The sequence below is a fragment of the Bacteroidetes bacterium SB0662_bin_6 genome, assembly GCA_009839485.1.
Classification (GTDB): Bacteria; Bacteroidota; Rhodothermia; order Rhodothermales; family VXPQ01; genus VXPQ01.
The window spans coordinates 75,761-96,973 of record VXPQ01000014.1; the positions used below are offsets into that span (position 1 = coordinate 75,761).

Sequence of the window (21,213 nt, forward strand, 5' to 3'; positions counted from 1 at the left end):
TGCTATATTGTAACTCCTGTTGTAACAAGAGCCGATCCGTCCCGTAAAAAGATTGGGGTGTTGTCTCTTACCGCCATACGCACCGGAAAAACACCCACGTAGACCCGGAAAGGACAAGGGCATGAAGAACTATCTTCCTTCCTTTCTGCTGAGCGTACTTCTGGCGCTCCTGACCACTTCAGCATCTCTTGCACAATCCGGCAAAATCGCCGGGCGTATCACTGACGTGGCCGGAGAGCCGATTCCGGGAGCCAATGTAGTGATCGACGGCACGGTCCGGGGAGCGGCGTCGGACGCCGACGGATATTATGTCATTCTGAATGTTTCGCCCGGGACCTATGCGCTCCGGGGCTCCTTTATCGGTTTCACGCCGCAAACGATACAGGACGTTCGGGTCAACATCGACCAGACGACTGTCATCGACTTCCTGTTGAGCGAGGCCGCTGTCGGGCTCGACGAGGTGGTGGTCACCGCCGATCTTCCCGTCGTGCAGGCCGACGTGTCCAACAGTCAGCTGAACGTATCTTCGGACCAGATCGAGGCGCTGCCCGTCTCCAGTATATCCAGCGTAGTGGGATTGCAGGCCGGCGTACAGGGGTTGTCCGTGCGGGGAAGCGGCTCCGACGAGTTGGCCTTCATGGTCAACGGCCTCGGCCTCCGGGACGAACGCAATAATGCGCCCTTCACCAACATCAGCCTTACTTCCGTGCAGGAAGTGCAGGTCCAAACCGGCGGTTTCAATGCCGAATACGGCAACGTGCGTTCCGGAGTCGTCAACGTAATCACCAGGGAAGGAAACCCGAACCGGTATGAAGTAGACGCCATCGTTCGCTACAGTCCTCCCGCCCAGAAACACTTCGGCGCCCGCGCCGACGACCTGAATGCCTACTGGATTCGTCCGTTTATGGACCCGGATGTGGCCTGGCTTGGCACGGAAAGCGGGGCATGGGATGAAGCCACCCAGCAGCAATATCCCAATTTCGAGGGGTGGGTCGCCGTATCCGATCAATTGCTGCGGGACGATAACCCCGACAACGACCTGACGCCGGAGGCGCTTCAGAAAGCGTTTCTGTGGCAGCACCGGAAGGAAATGGAGATCGTTACGCCGGACTACAACATAGACGTGGGTGTGGGCGGTCCGCTTCCGATCGTTGGAAAATCACTGGGCGACCTGCGTTTCTATGCCTCTTTCCGAACCGATCAGGATATGTACCTGATCCCGCTTCACACCGATCGGTTCCGGGCGCATACGGGTCACATAAAGTTGACAAGCAACATTTCTCCCACCATGAAATTGACGGTGGAAGGCTTGCAGGGGCGCACCACAGGCACGGCGAGCAGCCGGGCCGGACAGCCGGGTATCTTCCGCTCGGCTTCCAGCATCGCCGCACAACTGAACCGGGTCAGTTTTATTGATTCCCGCACCTTCTCGACCGATTATTGGGGTCCCACAACGGTGAACACGTGGATGGCCGGCGCCAAATTCACGCATTTATTGAGCAATGCTTCGTTCTACGAAGTGCGATTCAACACCTTTGGATCCCACTACGATTCCAATCCCGGTCCGCTGCGCGACGAAACGCCTGTCGTAACGTTCGGGGGTGTAGGTTTCGACGAAGCGCCTTTCGGTTTCCAGCCCAAGCCCACCTTCGGCGTGGACGGCATGAGGACCGGCGTCGGCATGAGCAATGCCCGCGACAGCAGCCGCGTCATCACCTATAATCTGCAGGGCGATTACACGAGCCAGTTGAACCGTTTTCTGCAATTGAAAACGGGGCTGGAATTCAATCTCGCCGATACCCGCGTGAATTACGGGCGGTTCGACGCATTTCTTCCCAGCGGCAACTCGCATTCGACCTGGGAGAAGACCCCTGTACGGGGCGCTGCCTACGCCCAGAGCAAACTCGAATTCCGGGGAATGATCGCCAACCTCGGGTTGCGGCTCGATTATTTCAATGCGGGGGGAGACTGGATTACCTATGACGATCCGTTCACCAATGCGTTTTCGGCCCGATTCGCCTCTCAGATCGATTCACTGCTTGCGAAGGAGCCGACCGCCCGACTCGTCAAGTTGAGTCCCCGCATGGGAGTCTCGTTTCCAGTGACAGCCGTCAGCAAACTGTTTTTCAATTACGGACACTTCCGGTCGCTTCCCGATCCCAACAATATTTATCTGATTCGCCCCTTTACGGAAACCGGGCAAATCAGCCGGGTGGCGAACCCCAACAATCCATTACCGAAGACGATCGCGTACGAACTCGGATACGAACAGGCTTTCTTCGATCAGTTTCTGGCCCGTCTGGCCGGGTATTACAAGGACGTATCGCTGCAACCCTACCTGGTCGAATATATCAGCCGTGACGGACAGGTCAATTACGACGTAACGGAACCTAACTCCTATGAAGACATCCGGGGGTTCGAGGTTACGCTTTCACGGACGCGCGGGCGCTGGGTGCAGGGATTCGTCAACTATACCTACATGGTTTTCACCTCGGGGTATTTCGGTCTCCGGCGCAATTTCGAAAACCCGACGGCGCAGCGGGAATTCGAGGAAAGCGACACAGAGCGGCGGCGCGCTTCTTCCCGGCCCGTGCCCAGACCGTACGGGCGCTTGAATATCGATTTCCTTTCGCCCCGCGACTTCGGGCCCGATTTGGGCGCGTTTTACCCCCTGGGCGGCTGGCGGGCCAGTTTTATCGGCAGTTGGCAACAAGGCAGCAAATATACCTGGACGGGAGGAGGCGCCGTCCCGGGCGTGTTGAACAATGTCTCGTTCCGGGATTCCTGGAACCTGAATCTGCGTCTTTCGAAACAGTTCGATATCAGAGGGCGGCGGGCGCAGTTTTTTGTCGATGTCTTCAATCTGCTCAATCGCAAGACGCTGTCGTTTTCCGGATTTGTGAACGGCAACGACCAGAATGCCTATCTCCGGTCGCTGCACCTGCCCGAATCGGACGATTACAGCACCAACATTCCGGGCAAGGACAAGATCGGCGCATACCGCGATTACGACACGCCCTTTCAGCCCATGCAACGCATTCCTGAGCGCACGAGCGTGACGGCGCCCGATCCCGGCGTCATCTACTGGGAATACGATTCCAGAAGCTGGATCGAATACCGGAATGGCGCGTGGGCTCCTGCCGATCAGCAAAAGGTCGATGACGCGCTGGATAGCAAAGCGTACATCGACATGCCGAATCAGAATTATTTGACGTTCCTGAACCCCAGAGACTTTTACTGGGGCATCCGGATCACGCTGTAGCCGCTGCAATGGAACACCGGGCAATACATTACAAATTAGGCATAGGCAGCCGACTGCATCGAATATACCTCGGTGCGGCCGGTCTGGCTTTCCTCACATTGGGCTTTGCGGGCGGGATGCACGGAGCCCAGGCCCAGTTTGCGAACAAGTGGCTGTCCGCAGGCTCCATGCACAACTGGTATTCCGAGATCGGGAGCGAATGCGAAGGGTGCGGCTTCGTAGGAACCCAGCAGGACGGCCTGCGCTGGCCCGGCATCTACCGCTTTACCGATATGCAGGCGGCCAAGTCGCTATGGATCGCAGCCGCCAACGTAACGGACGAATTGGGCACCACGTATCCGGCGCGCGTGGTGCATGTCGGCCCCCGGGTTTCAGGCTCCGGGGAATTTTTCCCGTTGCGTTTCGAAATGATAAGCCGCCGGGATCCTCCGGCGGTGTTCGTGGATGGGGCCCTTTCCATACCGGAAGCGGAAATGGCCAACGACAATGTGGATCCGGAGCAGCTCCCCGATGTGATGATCGTGAACGAGGCGAACACGCTTCTCGGCATTACGATGGAACGCAAAATCATGCAGTTCAGCCAGGAATATCACGACAATTATCATGTGTTCGAATATACCTTCACGAATACGGGGAATACGGACGGCGACCCCGACATCGAATTGCCTAACCAGACGCTTGAAGGGGTGTATTTCTTTTACCAGTGGCGCTTGTCCGTAGCGAAGGAAACCCGCTACGTGATCGGTAACGGCACCGGTTGGGGTCTGAACGCCATGCTGGATACGCGCGGCGACGGCGTAAAGCCCGACCCACCCGAGGAAGATTTCCGGGCGCAGTTTGTGTGGCACGGCAAATTTCCTGCCTTTACGGCGTATGATAACCTGGGCGGCCCGATTCTGCCCCAGGCCTTGCCGGCGGTGAACATTGCGCCGACTGACACGCTCGGACGTCTGGGTGCTTCCCAGTTCGTTGGCGTGGTTACGCTGCATGCGGACACGTCGCCCTCCGATCCGTCGGACGATACCAGCCAGCCGACCACGACCACCTGGGTCGGTTCGGACGATCCCTACACGTCGCAGAACGACGCGTTCAATCCGGCGAAAATGGAGGTGGAATACGGCGTCATTACAAGTGGGCACCGGTCTCCGCGCCATGCCGATGTGGTGGAGCCTTCCGGTATGGACGGGTTTCTGAGTCCCACCGCTGATCCTTCTCTGGGGACGCCCGGCGGATTTTCCAATGCGAACGGATACGGCCCCTATACGCTGGGGCCCGGCGAAAGCGTCCGTATCGTTATCGCGGAAGGGGCGGCGGGCCTCAGCCGGGAGGCCAACATCGCCATCGGACGGGCCTACAACGAATCGGGCGCCAACGACGATCTGGCGATTTCCTACGAAGTGGACGGCTCCGTCCATTCCATGACGAAAAACGAATGGGTTTTCACCAGCCGGGATTCGCTCTTTCAGATGTTCCGGCGAGCGCAGGCCAATTTTAACTCGGGCTATGCGATTCCGCGTCCGCCGGCGCCTCCTGCTCAATTCGAAGTAAACGGCGGGGGTGACCGTATTTCGCTTTCCTGGCAGCCTTACGCTTCGGAACCCCTGCCGGAAAGCTGGGAAATTTACCGGGCCCGGGGGCGCTTCGACAGCACGTACACGCTCATCCACACGGCCGGAAGCGGCGACACTTCTTTCGATGACACGACCCCCATACGGGGCATCGATTACTATTACTACATCGTGGGAGTGAGCCAATCCGGCGATACGAGCGGGCTTACGCCCTCCGGTCCGCTGCGGAGCAGCCGCTATTTTTCCCAGACCTACACGCCCACGCGGCTCAAACGTCCGGCCGGGGAAATGTTGTCCGACATACGGATTGTACCGAATCCGTTCAACATCGCTTCCTCGCCCGATGTACGATTCCCGGACCAGACCGATAAGCTGGCCTTCTTTAACATTCCCGGGCAGTGCATCATAGAAATATTCACTACGCTCGGGGAATTCGTCGATCGCATCGAGCACACCGACGGCAGCGGGGACGAATTCTGGGATCACACCACTGCGTCCCGTCAGATCGTTGCCACCGGACTGTATATCGCGGTCATAACCGACACGGAAACGGGCGAGCGGGCGATCAAAAAGTTCGTCATCATCCGTTAGAGAGGCCACGACGCCATGAAAGGATCGGTACTCATCGCTATCGGATGCTGCATGCTCGTCTTTTCGGCGTTCGCGCCCTGTGCGCACGCCCAGCAGGATAAAATTGCCCAGACCGGCATGAAATTCCTCAGCTTTTCGCCCAGCCCGAGGGCCGCCGCCCTCGGCGACGCCATGACGGCGATGGAAGGCGATGGGCAGAACCTGTTCTACAATCCGGCCGGCATGGCGTGGCAGCGTTCGTTCGTTAGCGTATCGATGGCGACCACCGAGTGGATTGCCGGGATCGAGTATTACGCCGGGAGCCTGTCTCTCCGGCCCGGTGGGGGGCGCCTGGGCGTGTTCGGTTTTTCCTTTATGAGTGTCGATTTTGGAGACCTCGAAGAAACGATCCGGTTCGATAACGACCAGGGATTTCTCGACATCGGTACGTTCAATCCCACGTCCTGGGTTTTCGGCTTAGGGTACGCGCGGCCCTTGAGTGATCGCTTCTCCGTGGGCGGCCAGATCAAATACGCTGCCGAGAATCTGGCCGAAAGCATTACCGGCTACGCTACGGCCGGGGGAAACGAATACGTTCGCTCCGATAATAGCGCCAGCGTGTACGCTTTCGATTTCGGCGTACTGTACAAAACCGGATTTCGCAGTCTGAATTTTGCCGTCAACGCCCGAAATTTCTCGGAGGAAATATCGTACGAGGAGGAGAGTTTTCAGCTGCCCCTTACGCTTGCTATCGGTGTCTCGATGGATGTCATGGACTTGCTGACCGGGGCGGGAACAGGGGACGTGGTCGGCGCGCGGAACCGAAAAATGCATGCGCTGCGCATCTCTCTCGATGCGTCCAACCCGCGTGATTTTTCCGAACAGATCAAGGTGGGCGGCGAATATTCGTTCCTGCAAACGTTCTCCTTGCGGGCCGGATACATATTTCCGACGGATGTACAGGGCGTCACGCTCGGTGTCGGGGTACAGCGCTTGTTCGGAAACGGCGGTTTCGCGGCGGATTACTCCGCCACCACCTTCGATATTTTTTCCACCGTGCACCGAATCTCCCTTTCGTTGTCCATCTAACGCTCTGCGTGCCATGAACCCGGGATCCGCGGCGCCACGCCCTAGCAACCGTTCTGGCAGAAAACCGGTTTGCATACCATGCATACCGGCCGGGCGACTGTATGCATGGATCGCGGTTCTTCTTCTGGGCGCTGTCATTGCGGGGTGCGATTCCGGGCCTGCCCCCAGCCTGTACGACCCGGACAGGGCTTCGGCGCCTGATCCCGCCATTACCTCCATCTCTCCCGAAGGCTTTGCGCTTGCCGGAGTGGATGTCGTAACGATCGACGGCAGCAACTTCTCGGCGCAGGCTTCGGACAACCTGGTGTATTTCAACGAGGTGCGCGGCGAGGTGCTGGAGGCTTCGGCCACGCGCCTTCAGGTGAAGGCGCCCGCGACGCCCGGCGCCGACATCGAGGTCCGGGTGGCGGTACTGGGCGCGGAAAATTACAGCAATGGCATTGCCTACCGGCTCGAAGCCGCGGTCGAGCCGTTCGGCGATATCGCCGGCTTCGAGGAACCGTTTTCCATTGCTTCCGATCCTGCGGGCAACCTGTACGTGTCCATGAATTCCGACAACCGCTCCGTAGGAGTGCTGCGTATGGCGCCAGACGGTTCCCGCAGCCCGTTCGTCGAATCGACCTTTATATGGACGGGCATGGCGTACGGTGCGGATGATATGCTGTACACGGTGCGCTCGGTGCGCGCAGTGTTTCGATTCGTGGAAGGAGGAAGACAGGAGGTCTGGGGCGTGATTCCGGACAACTCCGTCAGGCTCTCGGCGATTACGTTCGATCCGGAAAACAACCTGTGGGCCGGCGGCAACAACGCCCACATCTACCGCATCGCCGCGGACAAGTCGGTGGAAGCGTTTCCTTTCGAGGCGAACGTGCGCGCCCTGCGTTTCTTCGAAGGGTATCTGTACGCGGCCGCCACGCGGGATAACGCCAGCGGAATATGGCGCTGGCCTGTCTCCGGAGGGCGCGCCGGCGAAGCCGAACTGTACTTCGATGTGACCGGAGAAACCGGCGCGGAAGCGCTCGCGCTCGCCTTTGCTGCGAACGGCGATCTGTTCGTCGGTACGAACGCGGCGGAACCCGTGCTACTGGTAGCCCCGAACGGCCAGGCGGACGTGTTATATCCGGGCTTGTTTATGCCGGCGGCGACCGCGTTCGCATGGGGCGCTTCTCCCAACCTGTATATGGTGCAGGGAAGAACGGATACGACGCCTCCGGGTCTGCTCCGGATCAATACGCGCCGGGAAGCGGCGGAATAAAAATTCCCTTGCTATATGCAGTAAATACCTGTATGCGTTTGCAATTATGCGGGCAGAGGGGTTTCTTGTCTGCCTTGCGACGTAATTACAGCAAATTGTACTTTTTACATAGAGCATCCTCAGTCACCTACACACCTTTCACGATGAAACGACTTCTACTATCTCTTTTTGTGGTCCTGCTTGTTCCGGCAACGGCTTTCGGGCAATGGACTTACGACGGCATCGTATCTTCTGCGGGTCCGGAAGACGCCGACGGAAATCCGCTTCAGTGGAGCAGCGTGCATGGTGTCGCTGTGGACCCGGACGGAAAGATCTGGGTACAGCCGTTCGGCGCCAAGGACAGCGTGCAGGTTCCCCAGATGGACAATGCCTGGCAACCGACTCGTGTCATTTACGTGTTCAATGCGGACGGCACGGTGTCCGACTTGTCGCCCATCAAGTTCGTGTCCTCAGGCGATGGGGCCATTGACGATACGCTGGGCGGTTTCTGGACCGGGAGTGCCTGGGAGGGCAAAAGCGGACGCGGCATTTCCACGGATATGGATGGGAATATTCTTGTATCCCAGTGGAAAACACTGTACAAGCTGGACTACAAAACGGGCGTAGCGCTTGCCAAAAATCGTTTTGAAGATTTTTGTTCGCTCGCCGAGGCTGCCGCAAGTAACGACAATATCTTCGTGGCTGCTGTATGTCCTGCCCAGCCCATCATCATGCTGAATCCGGACGATTTGTCCATTGTGGGCAATGCGGTAGATGCCGCTCCGGGTTTTTCGCGTGACTTTGCGGTTTCTCCGGACGGGCACCGCATCTTCTGGGCGGGTTATACGAACAGGGGAGTCACCGAATACGCTCGTCCCGACGAGTTTTCGGCGTATGATTCCTTAGGCACAGTGATTCCGGGGGTTTCCGCGGAGTCGTTCGGCTTCGATCCGGCTGGAAATCTGTGGGTGGGGGCCGGTTCGCCAAACGATCCGGCGAACACCTACGTAGATGCGAACGGTGACTCTGTCGCAACGTCCTGGTCGATACAAACCCATTACGCGTTCGATATCGATGATCTTGCCGTGGACATGATTCCCACGGCACTCGACAGCATCAAATGGGAAGACACCAAACCGGATTGGAAGGACGGGCGCCCCAGAGGTATTGCTTTCTCCCCGGACGGGAATACGGCGTATATATGCCAGTTCAACGAAATACCCCCCTCCGTGCAAAAATTCGTGCGCAAGTCGTCCATTCAGATCAATACCACGCCCGACGTACGGGTAGCCTGGACACTGGATCCTCGCGATCACCCGGATATCTTCGATCATTATCCGGATCAGGATGACGCCACGCAGGGTTTCGGCGCCCGCAGCGTGCTGACAGGCATGGATTTCGACGGAGACGGCAACAAGGAAATCCTGTTCACGACCGACGAAACCCTGGCGCCCCAGGGTCCGGATCCGGGCATGCTCGACGTGGTCCTGTATGAAAACGCAGGCAACGACAACTACGAGTACGTGTGGCACTTCACGCACGAACCCTCCAATTCGCTGCCCCCCGTTGCGTATGGCGACATTGACGAGGACGGCCTGTATGAGATTTATTTCGGCGTGCCGACCATCAACGACGCGGCGGACGACCTGCTCATCTTCGAACAGAACGCCGACAAGACGTTTCCTGACGAGCCGACCGTGAAATACGGCTACGAGCGGGACGGTTCGGCGGATTTCCGTCCTTCCGGCTTTGTCATCGGCGATTTCGACGGGGACGGGGCGCAGGAACTGGCCACGACGTCCCGAACGGGCGGCAATCGTGAACTGGTCATCATTTCGCCGAACGCGGGCATTGACGGTTTCGCCACCTTCACGATCGAGTTCGAACTCGGCAATCAGGTGCTGGGAGGAGGGAGCGTTTACGATGTAGATGCGATCGACTTCGACAACGACGGCGCCATGGAAATCTGGGTCAACACCTGGGACAATTTCTCGTGGGCCATCGTTGAGGCGACCGGCGCCGATGCGTACCGGCTCGAAGCGGAAATCAACTCGGCGGACGACCGGAACGATCCAGGCTCGTTCAATTCCAACAAGTTGCTGTTCCACGATGCGGACGGCGACGGACGGATGGAACTGCTCGCGCCCATGACGAACGGGCGGCTGTACTATCTGGATAATGTGGACGACGTGTCCACGATCACGGGAGCCAGCTTCATGGAAGTGGGCGTCTATGATCCTACGTCTCGAGCGAGAGGAGGAGATATCGGCGACATTGACGGCGACGGTAATTTCGATGTGGTGGCCACAAGCGGTACATCCGAGACCGTCATGCGCATCGAGTACAACGGTTCCGGAAGCCCCGCCGACTCGACGAGCTACACTTGGACCGAGATGGTCAACTCGGCGGATGAAGGAGGACTTGTCGAACGCTATTATCCGCTTCGCATTTCCGACGATCTCGACGGCGACGGCCACAACGAGATCGTGCTGACGAACCTGTACGCCAGCAATCCGGGCCAACCGATAATCGTCGTGCTGGAGGCTACCGGAATGGAGCCGGTGGGTACGGAAGACGAACCATTCGAACTGCCCGACCGGTTCGTACTGCACCAGAACTACCCGAATCCGTTCAACCCCTCCACCACCATCGAGTATGAGGTCATGGAGGCCGCTACGGTTACCGTGCGCGTCTTCGACAGCCTGGGGCGCGTCGTCACGACGCTGGTGAATGGGACGGTGCAGCAACCCGGAAGGTATCGGGTGCAGTGGGATGGACGCACGGCGTCCGGGGCGCAGCCGGCAAGCGGCGTCTATTTCTACTCGCTGGAGACTCCCGATTTCCGGCAGGTGAAGCAGATGGTGCTTATCAAGTGATGCGCAACCCCGCCATCATCTAATCCTTGTTCGCAAGGATAAAGAAAGGCCCTTCCTCTTGCGGGGAAGGGCCTTTTTACGTGCTGCATTCTTGCTGTTTTTTTGATACCCTTACACGAAATATCCGCCTATGATGGCGGCGATAATCAAAATGGCGCCGCAGGAAACCCGGTTCATTACTCTGATCGGGTGGATTTTTTGCCAGCGATAGTTTGCCCGGGAAGCGGAGGAGTGCGCTCAAGTAAAACCTTGACGTTGGCATTTATGTCTGAGAGATCGCGCTTTATCTCTCTCATATCCTGTTCAACAACGCTCAAACGTCGCGGCGTATCCTGATTGTCGATCGCATTCCTGGCAAACCATGCAAGCAGCCCAAGAAGAACGCCACCCGCCACGATGGAGCCGGTCGTTGTTATGAAACCAGCGGCAACGAGAATGTGCGAGAACATCTCATATATAGAAACCGGCGGAGTCATGGATTTCGCAGGCTTACCGTCTTTGGTTCTATAATTTCAGGCAGAAAAGCCGCGGCGGGCATTTCCCTTGATACCCTTACACGAAATATCCGCCTATGATGGCGGCTATGATCAAAATGGCGCCGACAGAGACCCGGTTCAGCAGTCGGTTCTCGACCGATTTGATTTCCGTGCGGATTCCGGCGACCTCTACCCGGACTTCGGCGATCTCTGCCCGGACAAATTCTTTGGTAGCATACCGGGCTTCGAATGTGTCGAAACGGGTTTCAAGTTTATCAAAGCGGGTTTCGAATATATCGAAGCGGGTTTCGAATATATCGAAGCGCTTCAGCAGTTCCTGATACTCCATCGTATGGGCCATGGAATTATCCCCCGACTTCCCGTTTTGCTCTTGCGTAATAAGTTACGAGCATCGAGCGGGCTTGTTCAGGGGCAAGGGATAAAAAAGCAATTTTTTGCCGCGATTATTCTATAGACACCCTGTCGGCCCGAACATAACTTCATTCCCTACCATTCCTTTACCAAGGATGCCTCTGCGCTTCCGGAGCCCGTAAGCAGTTTCACGTGCAGAGCGCCTTCCGCATGTTGCGCGCGATCCATGGCAAGCGTAATGCGGCGCCGTCCCGACTCGCCGACGAATTCGATCCGTCCTTCGCTGAGGAACGCTGCCTGTTCGTCTACCCAGGCCGATAGTCCCTCCGGCCTGTCGTTTGGGAGATGCACGGCCAATGCAAGCGGGCCGGACGTTTCGACATCCACCTCGAAGTAAGCCACACTGTATCCGCCCACTTCAGGTAGTTCCGCGAGGGGCAAGTTCCCGGCCACTGTACTGTGCATGGGCATCCACGCCACGCCTTGCGCGGTTACGGCGAACGAGGCGTCCGTTTGCCGCATTCCTTCGGCGGCCTCGTCGGAGGGTTGCAGCACGCGCCAGCGCCGGACCGTCTGTTCGTCTTCCGGCGATGCAGGCGCCCGGTACGGTCCCTCTTCGCCCAGTGCAGACAGAAAGGCCACCAGGTCCACGAATTCGTCGTAGTCGAGCGATGCGGTAAGCCCCGCCGGCATGAGCGATCCCGGAATGATTTCCTGCGTCCGGATACGGCTTTTCGGAATGCGCTCCACGCTGCCCGCGGCGTCGCGGACAAGCACTTCCGCATCCGTTTCGCCGACAAGGTTTCCTATCATGATCCCGCCGTCCGTATATACGATGCGCACGAGGGTATACCCGTCCTTGACGGCATCCTCCGGTCTCAGCAGGGATTCGGTGAGGTAGTCGATGGGGGCCGTCACGCCGATATCCGACAGATCCGGGCCCGCGAGCCCGCCGGCTCCGCCAATAACATGGCAACTGGCGCACTGAAGCCGCCCGTAGAGCGCTTCGCCTCGGGCAGGGTCGCCTTTTCCTTTCACATCGTAATGGAGGCGTTGTAACGCCCAGCCGCCCAGGTCCGGATCAACCCGGGGTGCAGTGGAGACAGCCCCCGAGGCCCGAAAAGCCTCCCGGAGCGGTGCGTAGCTGTTGTTGCGTCCCCGGATGCGGTCCAATCCTTCCTGCGCAAAGGCCGCCGGAATCGTTGTCCCGCCCGTATCTTCGTTCAAGGCTTCCGTCAGGGCGTCGCGGCCTCCTTCCTGCATCAGGAACGCATTGAAGAGTGGCCAGGGGTCTGTATCGTCCGTCGCCGCATTCAAAAAAGAGACGGCGACCGAAGCGGCTTTATCGATATCGGCGGCAGGCAGGAGCCGTGCTGCTTCGAGACGCAACGCCTGCGGGCGATCCGGATCTTCGACGAGCGCCACGAGCCAGGCGATACTGGTACTGTCCCGCAATGCGGCGAGGCCTTCCAGTCCCGCTTCCTGCACGGCTTCGTCCTCTTCTTCCACGAGGTCTTGCAGGGAGGATATGAGCGTCGTTTCGCCCCATGCCCCGGCAAGGCGGGCCGCCCGCGTACGGATTTCCTGGTCTTCGTGTGCGAGCAGTATCCGTAGCCGGTCGGTTACGTCGGCGGGACGGCGATTCTCGTCCTCCGAGGCGGTCAGCAGCGCGTCGAGGTGCTCGACCGCGCCATTTTCTCCGCGTATTTCTTCGCGGACCGCAAGCTCGAGAATCGTTTCCATTTCTCCGGTTGCTCCACGCTCCGCAAGGGCTTCCAGCGCGCTTGCGGTCATGTCTTCGGGGATGTCCCCATTCGCATAATGCTCCGCAAGGCGCGCCGCCGCTTCCGGCGCCTCCGCCGCCTGCAAGGCGAACGCGATGTGCCGCAGGTCTGCACTGAGAAAGGTGCTGTCTTCCTGGAAACGCGGCATCCAGTGCGGTTCCAGCCTCCGGATAGCGTGCCACAAGGCGTAATCCAGAAAATCGTCCATGGGGCGGTCAAGGACCCGCAGCGCTACGGGTGCGGCGCGGGCTCCGGCTTCGGCGCCGCCGACCATACCCCGTTCGCCCAGTACATGCACGGCCTCCCTGCGCACGCGGGGGTGTTCGTCTTCGATCAATGTGGCCAGCAATGCATCCGTGTCGGGGATCTGATCCTGAAAATGCCCCAGTACGCGCACGGCGGCGGCTCGTGCCCGGTGATCCTTCAGCTCAAGCGTTTCGCGGAGCAGGTCCGGATCCATGTCCCCGATGGCCTGGTATGTCCAGAGTATTTCCACCAGTTCATGGGCGGCGCCCGGCGCATTGCGTTCGATCCGGCGCACATGCGCGTCCAGCGCCGGTTTGACCACTTCGGCGCCGCGTTCGCGAAGGAGGCGTTTGGCCTGCCGCCGCGTCCAGTCTTCCGGCGCGCGGAGCGCCGCCAGCAGGTCTTCTACCGATGCATTGTACAGGGCCGGCACTTCCAGCGGCGGCCGCTCCTTGGCGGTGATGCGCCAGATTCGTCCATGCTTGTGATCGCGCCGCGGATCCCGGAAATCCACCTCGCCGTGCTGGATGATCGGGTTGTACCAGTCGGCGAGATACAGGGCCCCGTCCGGTCCCACATTGACGTCCACAGGCCGGAACGCCACGTGATCCGTCCAGATCAGGTCCTCCTGCTCTTCGGAGAGAAAGCCGCTGCCGTCCTCCGTCAGCGCAAAGCGTTTGACCCGGTTGGCACGGAAGTCGCTGGTGATGAGTTGGCCGCTCAGGGAGTCGGGGAAATGTCTTCCGGAGAGGAATGCCAGCCCCGACAATTTGGGCTGCTGGGGATTCAGGCCTGTGAGTGTGCGCTCGGCCCCGTAGGCGGGCCGATAAGCCGCGTGGGGAAAGATGAAATACACCCCCTCGCCGCCGGCGCCGTCGGTCGCGAACGATTGTCCCCACCGGTCGAAATCGTATCCCCACGAGTTCCACATGCCGCGCGCCAGTACATTCAGTTTCAGGGTGGAGGGTTCGAATTGCCAGATGCCGCCCTGCCTGAGGCGGCGCACGCCCCAGGGCGTTTCGATGTGGCTGTATATATAGACAGACTGATTCAGATAAAACAGCCCGTCGGGCCCCCACAAAAAGCGGTGGATGATATGGTGGGTGTCGTCCGCGCCGAATCCCGAAAGCACCACGCGCCGGCGGTCGGCCCGTCCGTCGCCGTCCGTGTCGCGCAGGTGCAGGATTTCCGTGGAATTGGCCACATATACGCCGCCGTCGCCGGGAAGCACGCCCGTGGGAGTGAGCAGGCTGTCGGCGAACAGGATGGAGCGGTCCGCCTGCCCGTCGCCGTCCGTGTCTTCCAGGATGAATATCTTGTCGTTGGCCGCTTGCCCCGGGACGGGCTGCGGGTAGGATGCGCTGGTCGCCACGAACAATCTCCCCCGTTCGTCCCACGCCATCTGGATAGGCGGGTCGATCATGGGATCGGAGGCGAAGAGATTGATTTCGAATCCCTCCGCTACGTGCAGCGCAGCCATCTGGGCGGCAGGATCGGGATCCGGGATATTGGTCAGGTTGGGCTGTGCAGCCAGCGAGGGAGCGATCACAAGGCCGGCCGCGGCCAGAAGAAATCGTCGCATGTTACTCGCGGGTCAGCGTGAAAACGAGCGGGCGCGCCATGCGCAGCCTGCCGATCTCGTTTTCCTTTTCGTGAATGATCGGGTCCAGTTCGGTGAGTTCCGGAGCGTTCTGTCCCTGTTCGTATTGGCGAAATCCCACGAGGTAGGTCTCGTTCTGCGGGCGGTACTGGCGGAAATACAACCGGTTCTTGTCGACGATGGCGCGGCGCAGGGCGGCCAGTTGTTCGGTTTCTGCGGGATAGTGTACGGCGATGCCTTCCTGCCATGCGCGGGCCGGGCCGACGGCCGGGGTCTGTCCTCCCGCCGTCAGGCGGTACGTTCCCCTTGACAGCCCCGTGACGACTACGTTCCGGGCCTCCCAGGAGTAAGGCAGGCGGTTTGGGACGATCGCATAGACACCGGTTTCTTGTTCGCTGCTTCCGTAGGATGTTCCGCCAGTCACTTCCCCGGAGTCGATGTCCAGCGCAAGATCGGCGGAAAGGTCTGGATGCAGCGGTTCCATCGCCTTGATGAGGCGGCGGGTCAGCATCCGGTACCCGGCTTCGTTCAGCCGCATGCCGTTCCCGGTGAGGCTGCCGCCTTGCTGCGCCGCGTGCTCGTATTCCTCCGCCATCGCGTCGAAGAGATCGACCCATCCGCACTCCCGTACGGAAGCGATCTCTCTGAAGGCGTCCCGTACGGCGGCAAGCTGTTCGTTCAGCACTGCTACGTTCGGGTTGGGCGACATATGCTCGTCATGCGGGATGGGAGAGACGAGTACGCAGCGTATGCCCCGGGTGGCCAGTGTATCGAGGAGCGTATGATACCCGTCGACCGCTTCGGACAGGGCGTCGTCGTTTTCGAAGGCCAGCGTGCCGCCGTACGCCAGCACAGCCAAGGTGGGCTGCGGGGCGGTCAGTTGTTCCACAAGGTGGTCGAACCCTGTAGGGGGATGGGTGTAGTGGTCCCGCGCCTCGCCGGAAACGGTGTCGCCGCTCCAGCCGACGTTACGGAAGGTCAGGCCGGGCCGCCGCACTGTGAGCGCGGCCTCGATATAACCGAAATGCTGGGCATGTTCGATGAGGCCGTCGCCCGCGAGCACGACGCGGTCGCCGTCTTGCAGGGCGAAGCGGGGCGGATCCTGCGCTCTGACAGGTCCGGGCATCACCAGGGAAGGCAGTGCTCCGATAAGAAGCGCCGCCGCAAACGTACGCAGTGGTTTCATGCGGCCTAAAATACAGGTTGCGGCGCAGGTCGGCAAAAGAATACGGCGATAGGGAATGGACAGGATGAGTATCCCGCAGGCCGCGCGATGTGACGGCGTTTTTCCGGAACCGGATAGCCCCAATCCCACCGGACTTATTCCACCCGCATCGCTTCGTGGAAGCGTTCCGGTGTGACGTACCGGGTGTGATAGTTTGCCCAGTCGTCCGGGAAGCGGCGATACACAGGATCGTCTTCGAGCCTTCCCGGAGGCGTGGCGTAGGCCGCGTCGTCATGGGAGGGGAGCGGCAGCACGGTTTTTGAGAAGCCCGTGTTGTAGTCGCCGTCCTTCACCCACCCGTCCCCGATGAGTACGAAATCGCGTGTCCATCCTTCCGGCGGAGGCGGCGGGGCCTCGAACCGGAAAGCCATTTCGTCGGCCGCATTCATGATCACGTACCGGTCATCCACTTCTGCGAGCAGTTCGCGCACATCGCCGAACCGCGTGTGATACCCGACGAGATCCCGCCAGACCTGACCCGTTGCGGCCAATTCGTCGTAGACGGGCAGTTCCGGCGAGAAGATATCCGCTTCGTACGTTTCCGAAAAGCCCCGGTAGCGCAGGTCTGCCGCATCAGGGGCCAAACGCCGGGTCATGGTCTCGGCATCGGGCCGGCCGACGGCCCATGCAAAGGCGTCCCAGTAAATTTCGAGATTCGTATGCAGGCGCAGGCGAACACTGTCGGGAGTATTCGGCGCACTGGCTTCATGCCCGTCCGAAAAAACGTCCGTGATGTCTATGAGGACCGTTTTGGTCTTGCCGGCGGGGAAGCCAAGGTTGGGATGGATGATTCGCCAGCCGCCGTTTCCGTCGAAGGCTTCCAGGCGCAGGCCCTGCGGGGGGACATGCGATCCTTGTCCGAGCGCTACATTGATCGAACTGTCCGTAGGATAAATCCAGCCGGAGCCCACGAGCCAGATCGGCCCCTGCTGCGATGCATCTTCCGGAATGTTTTCAAGCGTCAGTTCCACATAGTGATCCCGCGTGACGCCCTGGTACTGCCCGTGTCCGAACGTGGCGAGGTACCGCCCGTCCTCCGCATGGAGCAGGTCGGTCACGTCATTGCCCAGATCGTCCCATGCCTGTGTGACCGGATGGGGTTTTGCGGTTACGTGCACCTTCATTTCAGGGGGAGGGAAGGCGAACCGCTCGTCTATGTAGACCTCGGTATCGTCGGGATGATCGACGACCAGAAGCGAAACATGATCGAAGAAATGCGTTTCCCACAGTTCCGCGGTGATGCGCACGTCGTACCAGGGGGGCGCTCCGTTCTCGCCGGGGCGGGGCGCCAGCTGATCGCCGCGTATCCTGACCCAGTCCTCGGTGGTCATGACGCCCGCCGTTTCCTGGGCGTTGATCTTGAGCCCCAGCGGCGAACGCCAGATGAAATCGGTGACGAAGTCGATGCGCTCCCCGTTCCATGCAAAAAGCCACGGACAGGAGCCCTTGAGCCGCTGCTGCGCGAGTACGACTTCCCCGGAAAGCAGATCGAACTCGGCCTGTACGCTGCCGTTGGGCCACACGATACGGGCCACGTCCGCGACGGCATGCGTACCCAGTCCGAAATGCACGACGGGACCCTGAATGACCTGCTTCTGGAAAGACAAACCGGCCCGGATTTCCACCTCGCCCCCGATCCCGAACGAATTGATGCGCTGGTCGCCCACTGCTTCGGCGGCGCGCAGATGCATCTGTTTCCAGTGGTAGGGCATGCTTCCCTCGTTCTCGAGCCGTACAGGCTGTCCCTCTTCGGAAAATCCCAACAGATCGAGCCGCCCGTTTGCGGACAGGTCCGCGACGGCAAAGAGGTGTGCAGGGATGGCGTGATCCGTCGGGTGGAGGATTCCGCCCCGGTGCCCGCCGTTTGATTCGTCCGCGTCTCGCAGCCAGATGCGGGCGCCCGCAGGGGTGGCCGCGACGAGGTCCAGTCCGCCGTTGTTGTCGAGGTCCACGGTGAAAAGCTGTCCGGCGCCGGGGGCAATGCCGGCAGGCATGTCTTCCCAGCGAGCGATTTCTTCCGAAGACCATACGGCGCTTGCATCTTCTCCGGTGGTCGCAAGCTGCAGAATCGTTCCATCCGTTTGCAGCACTGCAAGATCAACGGTAGCGTCGCCGTTCAGGTCCGCTGCTTCAAGGGCGAGGAGGGGTTCCGTTTCTGAGGATTGCCGCTCGAAAAGCCCACTGCGGCGGTTGGCGAAAAGATGCAACGTTCCGTTTGCGTCCACCAACGCGGCGTCCGGGTCTCCGTCCCCGTCGAAATCTCCCCAGGCAAAGCTCCGCAACGCTTCGACGTCCCCAAAAAGATCCAGGGGTGCGAACGTCCCGTCGCCATTGTTTCGCAGGGCAAGGCTGGCGCCTTCGTTGCGGGCGAGCACCAGATCGACGTCGCCCTCGAGATCGAGGTCGGCAGCCCAGACGCCGGCCAATGAGGCGTCAAGGATAGTCGCAGGCAACCCTGATTGCGAGGTCGTTTCCGCAAATGTCCCTGTGCTGTCCTGCCGGAAAATGCGTAAACCGCCTGCTCCGGCCAGTGCGAGGTCCATGGTAAAGTCGTAGTCGTAATCGATGCCGGCAATGCCATGCGGTCCGGGCGCTGCGCCCCCTCCGGGAAAATCGAGCACCTGGTCGTTTGGAAGGTGCACCGTGTGGTCGTTGGCAATGGCCAGCGCAATGCCGGGCACATTCGTTTCGATGTCGTCGGTGTTTCCATCGAGGCCTGCCGCCGGCGAGAAAACAGCCATGCTGCGCCAGGGACCACCCTCGGCATACAGCGCCTGCTGCGTGAATGTCAGCTGCTCGTCGCGGGGGGCGATAGCGGGGGGCGGGGCCGACAATCGAAGGAAGCCGGTCACGAGATCGCCTACCTGTTCGGCAGGCGTCTGGATGGCCCGCAGGTCCTGGCGGTACGAGGAAACCCGCAGGAGCACATTCCGCAGAAAAGCGATATGGGTGGTGGCTGCGGCGAAGTCGGGCGCGTCCGGATCGGAACCCGCTGCCCTGGCGCCGGCCAGTTGTTCGAGGGCTTCTTCCGGCCAGGACGCGGACAGGGTTTCGATATGCGCCAGCGTGTTCCGTAATGCATCGGCGTCGCCGGAAGCCGCTGCCGCACCGGCGCGGCGGAGCAGGGCCGCCACATTATCCGGGTACACCTTCAGGAGCACATCCAGCAAGGCCGTCGCCTCGTCGCTCCCGGTATCCGTCAGGTGTTCGGCCAGCGCATACAACGCCTTGGCATTCGTCGAATCCAGCGCCACGGCTTCCCGCAGGTGGAGAGCGGTTTCCGTGACGTTGCCCTGACTTTTTTCGAACAGACCGAGCAGAAGATATATGACGCTGTTCTCCGGTGCGAGGCTTTGCGCTTCCCTGAGGTACTCCGAGGCAAGCGCATATTCGTTCCGGCGCATCGCGAGCAGTGCGAGATTGACCCATGCGGCGGGTTCTCCCGGCGCCAGTTCCGTTACCTCCAGCAGTTTTTCCTCACCTTGCCGGTCGATCCCCGATTCAATGGCCGCCAGCCCCGTATAGAAGGCGGAGACGGTCTCGCGATACGTTTCGGAATCCGGTTCCGGAAGGTCCGGGCCGCCGCATGCCCCGATAAAGACAGCAACAGCAATAGCCGGCAGGACGGCAGATCCTGCCGTGAACCGGGGAAGGAACGAGGCGTTTGGGCGCCTGGTCATGAGATCGGAAGAATATCGGGAACGTGCTGCCGGAACCGCTTCGGTGGTTTTCGGCGGCCTATGCGATCGTTACGTCCTCGTCAAGATATACATCCTGGATGGCGTTCAGAATCTCGACGCCTTCATGCAATGGTTTCTGGAAGGCCTTGCGTCCGGAAATCAACCCCATGCCGCCGGCGCGCTTGTTGATGACCGCGGTCCGTACGGCTTGCTGCAAGTCGTTTTTACCAGAACCGCCGCCCGAGTTGATCAGGCCGCACCGCCCCATGTAGCAGTTCGCCACCTGGTACCGCGTCAGGTCGATGGGATGGTCGCTCGAGAGTTCGGTGAACATGCGCTCATCCAGCTTACCGTAACTCGATGCACCCATATTCATCGCTTTCAGCCCCCCGTTCTGCTCCGGCTGCTTCTGCTTGATGATATCGGCTTCGATGGTTACGCCGAGGTGGTTGGCCTGTCCCGTCAGGTCGGCGCTGGATTCATGATTCACGCCGTTCTGGTTGAAGGCGGAATTCCGGACATAACACCACAGAATGGTCGTCATCCCGAGTTCATGCGCTGCAGAGAAGGCCTCCGAGACTTCCTGAAGCTGCCGGTTGGAATCGGCCGAGCCGAAATACACCGTGGCGCCCACGCCTACACAACCCATTTCGTACGCATCCTCAATCTGTGCGAAGAGAATCTGGTCGTACGTGTTCGGGTAGGTGAGCAGTTCGTTGTGGTTGAATTTGAGGATGAACGGAATCTTGTGTGCGTATTTGCGCGCCACGGCTCCCAGGACGCCGAACGTCGAAGCCACCGCATTGCATCCGCCCTCGATAGCGAGTTCGACAATGTTCCCGGGATCGAAATAGGCCGGGTTTTTGGCGAACGATGCGCCGGCGCCGTGCTCGATCCCCTGGTCCACCGGAAGAATCGACAGGTATCCCGTGCCGCCGAGCCGCCCCGTGTTGAAAAGCTGCTGCATGGCGCCGAGCACGCGCGGCTTGCGGTCCGAACCCAGCCATGCGCGGTCCACGAAGTCAGGTCCCGGCAGATGCAAATGCTCTTTGGGGATAGTGGTGCACTCGTGGTCGAGCAGATGGGCGGCTTCTTCGCCGAGAATTTCGGCGGTGCGGGCGGTAAGTACGTCACTCATGACGGGATCGGAACAAGGAAGGTTTGGAAGAATCCGGGCAAAAAAACAAGTCTATAAGATACTTCACCCGGCGTTTTTTGTGTGTGAATTGTG

The 21,213-nt window shown here is 60.0% G+C and carries 11 protein-coding genes; 5 read left to right on the forward strand and 6 right to left on the reverse strand.

Features of this window, described 5'->3' with window-relative positions:
• Nucleotides 1–121: 121 nt before the first annotated feature.
• Genes F4Y00_02040 through F4Y00_02060 form a run of 5 tightly spaced genes read left to right on the forward strand, consistent with a single transcriptional unit; the run spans nt 122 to nt 10,599 of the window.
• Nucleotides 122–3,262, forward strand: a complete 3,141-nt coding sequence (locus F4Y00_02040; GenBank protein MYE03744.1) for a TonB-dependent receptor plug domain-containing protein — start codon at nt 122–124, stop codon at nt 3,260–3,262.
• Nucleotides 3,263–3,270: 8 nt separating this feature from the next.
• Nucleotides 3,271–5,421, forward strand: a complete 2,151-nt coding sequence (locus F4Y00_02045; GenBank protein ID MYE03745.1) for a hypothetical protein — start codon at nt 3,271–3,273, stop codon at nt 5,419–5,421.
• Nucleotides 5,422–5,436: 15 nt separating this feature from the next.
• Nucleotides 5,437–6,489 (forward strand): PorV/PorQ family protein, encoded by a 1,053-nt coding sequence (locus F4Y00_02050; GenBank protein ID MYE03746.1) that lies wholly within the window; start codon nt 5,437–5,439, stop codon nt 6,487–6,489.
• Between the two features lie 13 nt (nt 6,490–6,502).
• Nucleotides 6,503–7,744 carry a hypothetical protein gene (locus tag F4Y00_02055; GenBank protein ID MYE03747.1) on the forward strand — a complete coding sequence of 414 codons (1,242 nt, stop codon included), beginning with the start codon at nt 6,503–6,505 and terminating at the stop codon, nt 7,742–7,744.
• Complete coding sequence (locus F4Y00_02060; protein ID MYE03748.1) at nt 7,426–10,599, forward strand: T9SS type A sorting domain-containing protein; 3,174 nt, start codon at nt 7,426–7,428, stop codon at nt 10,597–10,599. The genes F4Y00_02055 and F4Y00_02060 overlap by 319 nt, the downstream gene beginning before the upstream one ends.
• Nucleotides 10,600–10,775: 176 nt before the next feature.
• On the opposite strand, the gene F4Y00_02065 is transcribed toward F4Y00_02060, so the two are convergent.
• The 6 genes from F4Y00_02065 to F4Y00_02090 all read right to left on the reverse strand — a co-directional run bounded on the left by F4Y00_02065 (nt 10,776) and on the right by F4Y00_02090 (nt 21,120).
• Entirely contained in the window at nt 10,776–11,075 is a 300-nt protein-coding gene (locus F4Y00_02065; GenBank protein MYE03749.1) for a hypothetical protein, read from the reverse strand.
• Between the two features lie 76 nt (nt 11,076–11,151).
• A complete protein-coding gene (locus tag F4Y00_02070) occupies nt 11,152–11,436 on the reverse strand; it encodes a hypothetical protein (protein MYE03750.1) in 285 nt (94 codons plus the stop codon).
• Nucleotides 11,437–11,582: 146 nt separating this feature from the next.
• Entirely contained in the window at nt 11,583–15,059 is a 3,477-nt protein-coding gene (locus F4Y00_02075) for a c-type cytochrome (GenBank protein ID MYE03751.1), read from the reverse strand.
• A 1-nt stretch (nt 15,060) separates the two neighbouring features.
• Nucleotides 15,061–16,263 (reverse strand): SGNH/GDSL hydrolase family protein, encoded by a 1,203-nt coding sequence (locus F4Y00_02080; protein ID MYE03752.1) that lies wholly within the window; start codon nt 16,261–16,263, stop codon nt 15,061–15,063.
• Nucleotides 16,264–16,397: 134 nt separating this feature from the next.
• Complete coding sequence (locus tag F4Y00_02085) at nt 16,398–19,982, reverse strand: hypothetical protein (GenBank protein ID MYE03753.1); 3,585 nt, start codon at nt 19,980–19,982, stop codon at nt 16,398–16,400.
• A gap of 58 nt (nt 19,983–20,040) precedes the next feature.
• Nucleotides 20,041–21,120: a class I fructose-bisphosphate aldolase gene (locus tag F4Y00_02090; protein ID MYE03754.1), complete on the reverse strand. Its 1,080-nt coding sequence runs from the start codon at nt 21,118–21,120 to the stop codon at nt 20,041–20,043.
• Between the last annotated feature and the right edge of the window lie 93 nt (nt 21,121–21,213).

Coding starts and splice junctions, on each gene's coding strand:
- F4Y00_02040 (MYE03744.1), top strand. CDS start 122: ATGAAGAACTATCTTCCTTCCTTTCTGCTGAGCGTACTTCTGGCGCTC.
- F4Y00_02045 (MYE03745.1), top strand. CDS start 3,271: ATGGAACACCGGGCAATACATTACAAATTAGGCATAGGCAGCCGACTG.
- F4Y00_02050 (MYE03746.1), top strand. CDS start 5,437: ATGAAAGGATCGGTACTCATCGCTATCGGATGCTGCATGCTCGTCTTT.
- F4Y00_02055 (MYE03747.1), top strand. CDS start 6,503: ATGAACCCGGGATCCGCGGCGCCACGCCCTAGCAACCGTTCTGGCAGA.
- F4Y00_02060 (MYE03748.1), top strand. CDS start 7,426: ATGGCGCTGGCCTGTCTCCGGAGGGCGCGCCGGCGAAGCCGAACTGTA.
- F4Y00_02065 (MYE03749.1), bottom strand. CDS start 11,075: ATGACTCCGCCGGTTTCTATATATGAGATGTTCTCGCACATTCTCGTT.
- F4Y00_02070 (MYE03750.1), bottom strand. CDS start 11,436: ATGGCCCATACGATGGAGTATCAGGAACTGCTGAAGCGCTTCGATATA.
- F4Y00_02075 (MYE03751.1), bottom strand. CDS start 15,059: ATGCGACGATTTCTTCTGGCCGCGGCCGGCCTTGTGATCGCTCCCTCG.
- F4Y00_02080 (MYE03752.1), bottom strand. CDS start 16,263: ATGAAACCACTGCGTACGTTTGCGGCGGCGCTTCTTATCGGAGCACTG.
- F4Y00_02085 (MYE03753.1), bottom strand. CDS start 19,982: ATGACCAGGCGCCCAAACGCCTCGTTCCTTCCCCGGTTCACGGCAGGA.
- F4Y00_02090 (MYE03754.1), bottom strand. CDS start 21,120: ATGAGTGACGTACTTACCGCCCGCACCGCCGAAATTCTCGGCGAAGAA.